The sequence below is a fragment of the Pseudomonas folii genome, assembly GCF_014357575.1.
GTDB classification, from domain to species: domain Bacteria; phylum Pseudomonadota; class Gammaproteobacteria; order Pseudomonadales; family Pseudomonadaceae; genus Aquipseudomonas; species Aquipseudomonas folii.
Genome location: NZ_JACONW010000180.1, coordinates 1 through 9978 on the forward strand (window position 1 = coordinate 1; position 9978 = coordinate 9978).

Sequence of the window (9978 nt, forward strand, 5' to 3'; positions counted from 1 at the left end):
CGAATTCATTCGGGAGGGCTGCATTTCAGGCGATACACAGGCCGCGGATGTACATCCCCCTCGCGAACACGTTCGCTCCTACCGGGCCTGCGTTCATGCGCCAACGCGGTAGGACCGAATTTATTCGGGAGGGCAGCATGTCAGGCGATACACAGGCTGCGGATGTACCATCCCCCTCGCGAACAAGTTCGCTCCTACCGGTCCAGCGTTCATGCGCCAACCCGGTAGGACCGAATTCATTCGGCAGGGCTGTATGCCAGGCGATACACAGACTGCGACGGCCCCCTCGCGAACAAGTTCGCTCCTACCCGTCCAGCGTCCATGCGCCAACCTCGGTAGGACCGAATTCATTCGGGAGGACTGCCTGTCAGGCGATACACAGTCTGCGGATGCACCATCCCCCTCGCGAACAAGTTCGCTCCTACCGCTGTTAAATGAAACATACGGATACACCTTCATCTTCCCGTAACGCAGCCGATAGCTTGCTAACGTCATTCTGTGAGTTCAGCCCGCATGACACTGCGTAATCTTGGAATTGCCCTTCGCGCCGCTCTCTGTTTCTCCCTCATGGCCTTATTCGTTCTGTTCCTCGGTGTGATGAGTCTCGACAAAATGTCTGGCCTCAACAAAAACACTACGGACCTCGGCGGAGGCTGGCTGAAGTCCACTCGGCTGCTGGGAGAGTTGGCTGATACCACCTAGCGCTTCCGTACCATGTCTTATCTCATCATGGTCAATCGCACTCAGGCGGATATCGACAAAGCAGAAGCCCGTCTTGAAGTCCTGACCAAGAAAGCCAATACGATTGTCGCTGCATACGCTCCTTTGGTTCGCAGCTCGGAAGAGGGCACGAAGTTTCAGCAGTTCAAAGAAGCGCTGAGCAACTACCTGGTTGCTCAAGACAAACTGCGTCAGGCGTCACTCGCCAAGCGTGACGCTGAGATTCCAGGTTTGATCAGCGGTGAGCTCAAGAAGTATTCAGATCAGATGGCACCACTGGTCGACAGTCTGCTGGAGCTTAATCGCCAAGGCGCAGATGCCGCCGTTGCAGAGTCTGCGAGTGAGTACATCAGCGCACGTAACATCATCATTGCCGTCCTGGTTCTGACTGCCGTATTGACGGTCCTGCTGGCAGTGCTACTGACTCGCAGCATCGTTCGTCCGCTCAGTGAGGCGGTACGTGCCGCGGAAGACGTTGCGCGTGGTGATCTGACGACTACGGCTCAAGTGAACGGTCGTGATGAAGTCACGCGCCTGCAGCAAGCGCTGCAAACCATGCAGATGAACCTGCGCGACACCCTGCAGCGTATTTCCGGCTCGGCCACTCAAGTGGCTTCTGCGGCCGAAGAGCTTAATGCGGTGACCGAGGAAGGTTCGCGATCCTTGCAGCAGCAAAATAACGAAATCGAACAGGCCGCCACTGCCGTCAACGAGATGACGGCCGCTGTCGAAGAAGTGGCCAGCAACGCAGTCAACACCTCCACTGCTTCGCAGCAGTCCAGCACCTCGGCCATGCAAGGTCGCCAGCGTGTGCAGGAAACGGTTAATGCTATCCAGCAGATGACCACGGATGTCGAAGTCACTTCCGAGCAGATTCGCAGTCTGGCTGCCCAGACTCAAGATATCGGTAAGGTTCTGGATGTAATTCGCGCCATCGCTGAGCAGACCAACCTGTTGGCCCTGAACGCCGCCATTGAAGCTGCTCGCGCCGGGGAGGCCGGACGTGGTTTTGCGGTGGTAGCTGACGAAGTCCGGGCGCTCGCCCATCGTACTCAACAGTCCACGCAAGAAATTGAAGTCATGGTCAGCGGCATTCAGCAAGGTAGCAGCAAGGCTGTGGCTTCTATGCAGAACAGTAGCAGCCGCGCTCAAAGCACTCTGGATGTTGCGCGCAGTGCTGGTGATGCTCTTGAGGAAATCACCCGCAGCGTGGGTGAAATTTCTGACCGTAACCTAGTCATCGCCAGCGCTGCAGAAGAGCAGGCGCAAGTGTCCCGCGAAGTGGATCGTAACCTGGTCAACATTCGTGATCTGTCCCTACAGTCTGCCGACGGCGCTCACCAGACCAATGCTGCGAGCCAGGAGTTGTCGCGTCTGGCTGTCGAGTTGAATCAGATGGTGGGCAAGTTCAGGATTTAACGAACGCCGAACCACGAAACGCCCACAAAAAAGGCCGCATTTTCATGCGGCCTTTTTGCTCTTCCGGGACTCAGCTTATTCAGCTGCTTCCTCTGCGACTTCCGAAACAGTCGCCTTCACCTCATCACGGCGACGGATGTACTTCCAGTCCGCCTCATCAATGTAGATGCCGTTAGGCCCGCTGCCGCCTTCCAGGTCGATCGCCACATGAGCCGAGACTTGCGGCTTCACACTCGCCAGAATCGGTACGAAGCCCAGTTGCAAACTCGTCTCCAGTAGCGCTGCCTGGTTTTTCTCGTCGATGTCCGCCGCTTCGTCCAGGTAGTAAGGCAAGCGGACACGGCCGGCTTGATCGCGATCCATCAAGTGCAGCAACAAATACATGTTGGTCAGCGCTTTGATGGTCATCGTGGTGCCGTTTGATGCCGCGCCGTCGATGTCGGTATGGATCACTGGCTGGCCGTTGACCTTGGTGATCTCGAAAGCCAGTTCGAACAGGTCTTTCAAGCCCAACTGGTTGTGGTTTGCCGCTACCAGACGCGCCAGATACTCCTTGGCTTCTTCGTTCTTGTTGTCCTGCTCAGCGCTTTGGCTCAGGTCGAACACCGACAGCGTTTCGCCTTCTTCGTACTGGCCAGCACTGTGGATGATCTGGTCGATATGCTTAAGCGCTTCCTTGTTGGGAGCGAGCACGATGCGGAAGCTGGCCAGGTTGGACACCTGACGTTTGTTGATCTCGCGGTTGAACAGGGCCAGTTGGTGCTCAAGACTGTCGTAGTCGCTACGGATATTACGCAACGTGCGCGCAATGTCCGTCACGGCTGCGCGACGGGCCTTGCCCAAGGTCAAGGCTTCGTCGGTGCGGTGTGCGTAAGCATTGATCAACAGCTGCAGGCGACGTTCGACGTCTTCTTCGCTGTCGAACTTGGCCACACCTTTCAGGCGGACCTGGGCATACAAGGCCTCGATCTGACCATCGCTGCGCAGCAAACCTTGCCAGCTGTCCTGATAATCGTTGAGCAGCGGCAACAGGTTGTCCAGCGAGTCATCCACCGGGTCCATGTAAGGCGTACCAAACGGCAGATCGGCAGGCAGCAACTGACGACGACGCAAGGCGTCATCCAGCGTGCGTTGCTTGGACTCCAGGTCGCCAATCTGACGTGCAACCAGTTGCAACTTGGCAGACAGTTGCTGGACGCGCTCGGTGAACGCATCGCTGGAACGCTTCAGTTCATCCTGCGCGGCTTCCATCTGTGCCAACTGTTCATGCTTCTCGGCTTCCTCGGCGCTCAAGGTCTGGCAGCGACGGAAGTCTTCCAACGCTTTTTGAGCATCCAGCACTTGTTGATACAGGGCTTCAGTTTGCGTTTTGCTTGCTGCACGGTCAGAAGCCACAGCCTGTTGAGTCTTGAGCTGTTTCAGCTCTTTCTCGAGACGTTCTTTCTGATCACGCAACGCAGCACGATCAGCCAGCGCCTGCAGGGCAGGTGGCTCGATGTTGGTCAGATTGATCGACAGACCCGGCACCTGGAACTGGTCGCCTTTGAAGCTATCAAGGATCGCCTCAAGGGATTTGACCCACGCGTCGCCATCATCCAGCGCAATGCCTTGCTCACCCAGTGGCAAGCTGAACAGGGCGCTGTTGAACAGGCGCATCAGGCGTTCTACGTCAGGCTGCGAGAACTCTTCGCGCAGGCGTGCATAACTGTTGTTGTCCGCATGATCGAGTTGCTGCTTCACCGACTTCAGGCGTTTTTCCAGATCCCGCAGACGTTCGTCCAGGTCTTCGGCACTGAACTGACGGGATTGCGCCAAGGCACCGGCCAGTTCGTCGTGAGCATCCTTGGCGGCCAGCAACTGTTGTTCCAGCACTTTGGCGTCGTCGATCAGCGCGAAGCGGTTCTTGAGGACCGCCAGCTCGCCGATCCAGCGCTGAATGCTGCTGATTTCCCGCTCCAGACGCATCAGCTCCTGAGTGCCACCGCGCTGATCATTCTGCAGCTCATCCTGCTGGCTGCGGTAATGCTCGGCCTGAATAACCAGCTCTTCCTTACGCGCGGTGGAGTAGTCCATCCACGTGCCGAGCAACGAATCCAGAAGTGGCGAGAGGCGATGCAGTTTGCCGCGCAACAGATCACGCTGAGCGACACCTGCCGCCAGGGCTTCGACCAGTGGGCCCGCTTTGACCAGCGAGTTGTAGTCCTGCTCCATGCGTCGTACGTCGCGGAAGGCTTCTTCACACGCGGCGATGTAATCCACGCTACCGGAACGCAGGCTGTGCTCGAACGCATCGAGGAACAGTTGCTTGAGTTTGGCTGCGGTGATTTCCCGCATGTGCAGCAAATTGATGAACAGTGCCCGGAAAGTCTTCAGGCTCTGTTCACTGGTTGAACGCAGCGGGATCAAAGTCAGGTCCAGAGGTATGGACGTGTGACCACCCACCAGCAAACGGCGCAGTTCGTCGGGCTTGAGTTCGTAGGCTTTCAGGCCCTGGCTTTCCAGGTTGCTGAACAGCTCTTTCTGACGCAGACAGGTGTCGTTCTTCTGGTAATGGCCCAGATCCAGTTTGCCCGCATAGGCGAAGAACTGGTGACCGAAACCGCCACCCGGGCCACGTCCGACCACGCCGATAACATGCGGACCGTGGGGCAAGGAAACTTCAACCAGAATGTAACTGGTGTCGGACGCAAAGTAGAACTTGCGGGACTGCTCCAGGCTGTACTTGCCGAAGCTCATGTCCGACATGCGCGCCAGAATCGGGAATTGCAGTGCGTTGATCGAGGCGCTTTTGCCAAGGTTGTTGGCACCGTACACCGACAGCGGGTGTTCCAGCGGGAACAGCCCAAGGCTGTAACCGGCCGTATTCAGCAGGGCAAAGCGGCGGATGCCGTAGCGTTCCTGGCTCATGCATCCATCTCCTGTTGCTCGTCAGCGATAGCGCGGGCCAGGGCCTGCTCTTCGGTCTCTTCCACGTCTTCGAATTCGGCGAGGTCCAGTGGGTCATCGGTTTGCAGCAGCTTTTCATCGCTGTCTTCGTCGATCAGTACCGGCACGGGCAGCGGCAGCACACTGTGCAGGCTGGCGGCCAGATCGCGGTCCTGTTGCACCGATAGGCAGACGTCGAGGAAGCGGTGCATCGGCGGCAGGAAGCGGTAGATACCGGTTTCCTCGGCGGCGAAACCCAGCTGGGTCATGCGGCGCATGATTTTCTCTTCGAGCTCGTCCTGGGTCTGCACTTCGGCCTGCAAGAACAGGTCGCGATACTTCTCCAGCATCGAGGGCAGTTCATCGCGCCCCAGGCTGCCGCCGTCCAGCACGGCTACCGGGTCGCGCCCCTGGTCGGCAAGGTGCTCAACCAGAATGAACGTGAACAGCGCAAGACGTTGCGCGGTCTTGTTGACCTGCGCAGCGGCCTGATCCGGAACGAAGTAATAAAAGCCGCGGGTGTCGCACACCAGTTCAAATCCCAGCGCCTTGAACAGCGTCCGGTATTGATCCTGTGCGTTTGACAATTGCGCGTACAACTCCGGGTCGCGACGGCTGATGTGGAAACCTTTGAACAGCTCGCGGAAGATCGGCGCGAGCTGGGACATTTCGGAAAGATCAAGATGCATTGGCTGGGTTCCCCGTTTGCTCATCACTGCTGGCGAGCAGGGCGAAGGAGCGCAGGCTGACCTGATGCTCCTGGGTGAAGTAGTCACGACGCTCCAGGCGTTCGCGGGTGAAGCGTTTCTCGCGGGACAGGCGCGAGAACCAGTACAGCAATTCGTCGGTTGCGCCGTTCGGCTCCTGCTCCAGCAGCCAGACCATCAGGTCCGGCATCGGCAGGGCGTCTTCGCAACGCTCGAGCATTTCCTTGACGGTACGCGGCGCTTGCGGTGAATCACCTTTGCGTTTGCCGCCCCCCGCCTTGGGAAACTTCGCCGGTTTCGGCTCGAAACGGGCCAGCGCGTAGACGTACGCCTCGACCTGGTTTGCACTGCCCAGAAAAGTGCTTTGCGGACGGGTGAACATTGGCATGGCTGCTTGTGGCACAGCATCGATGCCTTTACGGCGAATCGCCGACAACGCCAGTGCCGCGCCACGAGTGACGGCGTTGTGACGGCGGGCTTCTTCACGCAGCGGCAGCAGCAGTTCGCGTGCATGACGCAGCGTCAACTGAGCGCTGGTCTGCATTTCAAGGATGCGCGCATGGGTGCGCAGCAGCATGTCGTCGTCGACCAGTTGGCCCAGGCGTTGCTGTTCAGTCAGCAAGCGCAACAGCACGTTCTCGACCTTGCGCACGCCTTGTTCGAAAGCGCCGTCAGCGTTCACCAATTGAATCATCGGCTCGACGTATTCGTCCCAGGTCGCCAGCACTTCGGCGTAACGCTGACGCAGCGGGATCTGTCGATCACTGGTCTTGGCGCGATCAGCAACCCCCACCAACGCCTGTTCGTCATTTGCGAGCTTTTTCAGGACGTCGCGCACACGCATGTCCAGCAAGCGCAGTTGCCGGGCGAGGTCATTGGCGTCGCGGATATCAAAGGCGTCCTGGATATAACCTGCCAAACGCTCCAGATGACGCAGGTAGGCTTCGATTTCCAGGCACAGGCCCAAACGGTGCTCGCGGCGCAGGTACGACAGGAAGTCGTGAATCTGTGCGTTGAGTTCAAAGCGGTTGGGGCTTTTCGCCACTGGCACCAGGATATCCAGGCGAATCCACACATCCAGCAGGTTGGTGATGTCCTGGGGTGTGCTGTCCAGTTGCTGTGCCGCCAGCTGCAAGCGCAATTCGCTCAGGCTCAGAGTGCCTTGGTCGAAATGTTCGCACAGCGGCTCAAGAAGCGCCCAGTGCTCGGCAAGTGCGCGCAAGACGCGCTTAGGTTCGATCATTGGAAGGCCGACTGTTGGCAAATAAAAGCGGCGATTGTACTGCATCCGGGGCTTCGGATTTCACCTCCTGACGATCAACTGCGGCGGGAAAGTGCGAAGAGTTGTAGAATCGCCGTCCTAACTTATCCACAGGTGGCTGACCTTTGCTCAACGAGTCCCGCCGCCGCGCTTATTTGACTGCCATGCAGGTGGTCAATTGGCTGCCGCGCACCGAACTGCCTTTTGCCGCTCCGTCACGTCCGGAGCTGCTTGCTCCGCTTGCGCCACAGGTTGAACCGGTGGCGGATATCGCGGTGCCAGAGGCTGCGGTCAATCAAGTGGCGAGTGCCGTTGCGGCGAGTCCGGCACCTGTAGTAAGGCCAAAGATCGAAGTACCGAGACCTGCGGCCACCAATACCCGAAAACCTGCGGTTGCCGAAGACGAGGCCACTCCCGCGCCGGTCAAGGCTGCCGTTGTACCGCCGCCGCGTTTTTCGTTGCAGTTGCTGCGCGCTGGTCGCTGCATGGTGCTGGTGGAGTTACCCACAGGCCAGGCGTTTCAGAGTCGTGATCCGGCTTATTTGCTGCTCAAGGACATGCTGCGCGCTGCCGGTTTGCCGGACAGTCCGCAGATTATCGGTGAACCGGTGCGATGGCCTTTGCTGAGCCGCGGCCAGATTGATCAAGGTCCTGAAGCGGCTCGTGATTTCGTTCAGGGTTTTGTCTCGGCTCGTCTGGAAGAGGCGCCTTGTGCCTGCCTTTGGCTGGTAGGTCTGCCATCGGTGCGCTTCGCTGGTGAGGCCAACGCCGAGGCTTATAACAGTGAACTCGAGGTTGAAGGCCTGGGTTCTGCCTGGGCGTTGCCGGGTCTGGAATTACTGATGGACGAGCCGCAACGCAAGGCCGATGTCTGGAAAGCCATGCGTCGGCTGATGGCGCGCTGGAAACCGATCGATGAGTGACGCAATAACCTTCCGCCCGATGACGGAGGCGGATCTGGACGCTGTGCTGAAGATTGAATACGCAGCGTTCACCCATCCCTGGACTCGCGGCATTTTTCTTGATGGCCTCAAGTCCTACGAAATCTGGCTGATGTTCGAAGGCTCCCAGCAAGTCGGCCATGGCGTGGTGCAAGTCATCATTGATGAAGCGCATTTGCTCAACATCACCGTTAAACCGGAGAGTCAGGGACGCGGTCTGGGTTTGCGCCTGCTTGAACACTTGATGTCACGTGCTTACCAGCTGAATGCCCGGGAATGCTTCCTCGAACTGCGTGACAGCAACCGCGCTGCGTATCGCCTTTATGAACGCTTCGGCTTCAACGAAATCGGCCGCCGCCGGGATTACTACCCGGTTGCTGGCGGCCGCGAAGATGCGCTGGTCATGGCGTGTACGTTGTTTGAGTAACCCGGAATACCGACCAGACATATTTCCCGGTAGGACCGAATTTATTCGGGAAGGCGGTGTTTTGAGCGATACATAACCTTCGGATGTACCGGCCTCTTCGCGAATGACGCCATGTCGCAGGACCGGCTTTAGCCGGGAGGGCATTATTTCTGGCAACGGATATTAAGCGAATGTCCAGACGCCCTCCCGGCTAAAGCCGGTCCTACAGATTTTATATGTCTCAGGTTACTCGCGCTTTTCAGGCTTCCCGTCCAGCGGATCCAGTCGGCCCAGCTCGGCCTCATCCAGACCATCGCCACCACCAATGTCATCTTCGTCGACTACCGTTAGATCGAAGTCGGCGGGGCTGTCTTCACCTTCTTCTTCGGCGGAGCGGGCACCGTCTTCGCGGATCAGAATCTCTGGGTCCAGATCGTCGTCAGTCGGATGATGGTCCGGAGTCGAAGCGCCGGTAAGGCCGGCTTCGCGTACGCGCTGCTCAGGAATTTCGCGGGATAGCTCGTCTTCCGGGATCAAGTCGCCGATGCGTGCATCGTCGCCTCTGTCGTCGAAATCCAGCTCACGCATTGAGCCCATGCGATCTTCGTTATCGTCAATCGGCTCGGGTTGAGTTGCACCGTAAGGGCGGCGGGAATCATTCATGGCGAATCCTCGTTATTCAGGGGCTTGAAAGGTGGACCGGCACCTATTCTGAAGATTCACTTTGCTTGCACGAGCGGATCGGGAATCTGCACAACAGAAGTTAGTGACCCGGACCGTCGAGCCCCAGTCATAAGCTGGCACATCTTCGAGGCATGACACATGAACGAGCTACAAGACCTGATCGACAACAACGAACGTTGGGCAGATGCGATCACCAAGGAAGATCCCGAGTTTTTTGCCAAGCTGGCACGTCAGCAGACCCCGGAATTCCTGTGGATAGGTTGCTCGGACGCCCGCGTACCTGCCAACGAGATCGTCGGCATGCTGCCGGGTGATCTGTTTGTGCATCGCAACGTCGCGAACGTCGTGCTGCACACCGACCTCAACTGCCTGTCCGTCATCCAGTACGCGGTTGACGTACTGAAGGTCAAACATATTCTGGTGACCGGCCACTATGGCTGCGGCGGGGTACGCGCATCGATGCAGGACCGCCAGTTGGGCCTGATCGATGGCTGGCTGCGCACGATTCGTGATCTGTATTACGAGCACCGCGACACCCTGGCAGAACTGCCCACTGAGGAAGAGCGCGTTGACCGTATGTGCGAGCTCAACGTCATCCAGCAAGTGGCCAACGTCGGCCATACCAGCATTGTGCAAAATGCCTGGCATCGCGGGCAGAGCCTCTCGATCCACGGTTGCATCTACGGCATCAAGGACGGCCGCTGGAAAAGCCTGAACGCGACCATCAGCGGTTTTGAGCAACTGCCGCCGCAGTATCGTTTGCGTCCGCTGGGGGAGTAAGCAGTTGTGGGACCGGCTTTAGCCGGGAAGAGGCCCGGACAGACACTGAATGTGTGGCGTCTGACAGGCAGCTTTCCCGGCTAAAGCCGGTCCCACGTCGCCAATGTGTCCTGTGGTCAGAGCTTGACCGCGATG

Annotated in this window: 8 protein-coding genes; 4 read left to right on the forward strand and 4 right to left on the reverse strand. The window is 58.3% G+C overall.

Annotation, left to right across the window (positions count from 1 at the left end; all coding sequences use genetic code 11):
• Positions 1 to 714 precede the first annotated feature (714 nt).
• On the forward strand, positions 715 to 2139 hold the full coding sequence (locus H8S59_RS23945; protein WP_425504603.1) for a methyl-accepting chemotaxis protein: 1425 nt from the start codon (positions 715 to 717) through the stop codon (positions 2137 to 2139).
• A 75-nt stretch (positions 2140 to 2214) separates the two neighbouring features.
• On the opposite strand, the gene mksF is transcribed toward H8S59_RS23945, so the two are convergent.
• Genes mksF through mksB form a run of 3 tightly spaced genes read right to left on the reverse strand, consistent with a single transcriptional unit; the run spans position 2215 to position 7014 of the window.
• Positions 2215 to 5046 (reverse strand): Mks condensin complex protein MksF, encoded by a 2832-nt coding sequence (mksF, locus tag H8S59_RS23950; RefSeq protein ID WP_187523031.1) that lies wholly within the window; start codon positions 5044 to 5046, stop codon positions 2215 to 2217.
• A complete protein-coding gene (mksE, locus tag H8S59_RS23955; RefSeq protein WP_027900171.1) occupies positions 5043 to 5753 on the reverse strand; it encodes an Mks condensin complex protein MksE in 711 nt (236 codons plus the stop codon). Before mksE ends, mksF begins: the two co-directional genes overlap by 4 nt.
• Entirely contained in the window at positions 5743 to 7014 is a 1272-nt protein-coding gene (gene mksB / locus H8S59_RS23960) for an Mks condensin complex protein MksB (protein WP_095100320.1), read from the reverse strand. Before mksB ends, mksE begins: the two co-directional genes overlap by 11 nt.
• A gap of 143 nt (positions 7015 to 7157) precedes the next feature.
• On the opposite strand from mksB, the gene H8S59_RS23965 reads away from it, so the two are divergent.
• Together H8S59_RS23965 and rimI are read left to right on the forward strand one after the other, a co-directional pair.
• The gene (locus H8S59_RS23965) at positions 7158 to 7955 is read left to right on the forward strand and encodes an energy transducer TonB (protein WP_187523032.1); all 798 of its coding nucleotides are present in this window, start codon (positions 7158 to 7160) and stop codon (positions 7953 to 7955) included.
• Positions 7948 to 8400 (forward strand): ribosomal protein S18-alanine N-acetyltransferase, encoded by a 453-nt coding sequence (rimI, locus tag H8S59_RS23970; RefSeq protein WP_087273743.1) that lies wholly within the window; start codon positions 7948 to 7950, stop codon positions 8398 to 8400. Before H8S59_RS23965 ends, rimI begins: the two co-directional genes overlap by 8 nt.
• A 225-nt stretch (positions 8401 to 8625) precedes the next feature.
• On the opposite strand, the gene H8S59_RS23975 is transcribed toward rimI, so the two are convergent.
• Positions 8626 to 9042, reverse strand: a complete 417-nt coding sequence (locus H8S59_RS23975; RefSeq protein WP_095100277.1) for a serine kinase/phosphatase — start codon at positions 9040 to 9042, stop codon at positions 8626 to 8628.
• A 159-nt stretch (positions 9043 to 9201) separates the two neighbouring features.
• On the opposite strand from H8S59_RS23975, the gene can reads away from it, so the two are divergent.
• Positions 9202 to 9843, forward strand: coding sequence for a carbonate dehydratase (can, locus tag H8S59_RS23980; RefSeq protein ID WP_095100275.1), 642 nt, complete (start codon positions 9202 to 9204; stop codon positions 9841 to 9843).
• Positions 9844 to 9978: the final 135 nt, after the last annotated feature.

Bases quoted from the DNA above. Each gene is read 5' to 3' on its own strand.
- rimI (WP_087273743.1), top strand. From the start codon at position 7,948: ATGAGTGACGCAATAACCTTCCGCCCGATGACGGAGGCGGATCTGGAC.
- H8S59_RS23945 (WP_425504603.1), top strand. From the start codon at position 715: ATGTCTTATCTCATCATGGTCAATCGCACTCAGGCGGATATCGACAAA.
- mksB (WP_095100320.1), bottom strand. From the start codon at position 7,014: ATGATCGAACCTAAGCGCGTCTTGCGCGCACTTGCCGAGCACTGGGCG.
- mksF (WP_187523031.1), bottom strand. From the start codon at position 5,046: ATGAGCCAGGAACGCTACGGCATCCGCCGCTTTGCCCTGCTGAATACG.
- can (WP_095100275.1), top strand. From the start codon at position 9,202: ATGAACGAGCTACAAGACCTGATCGACAACAACGAACGTTGGGCAGAT.
- H8S59_RS23975 (WP_095100277.1), bottom strand. From the start codon at position 9,042: ATGAATGATTCCCGCCGCCCTTACGGTGCAACTCAACCCGAGCCGATT.
- mksE (WP_027900171.1), bottom strand. From the start codon at position 5,753: ATGCATCTTGATCTTTCCGAAATGTCCCAGCTCGCGCCGATCTTCCGC.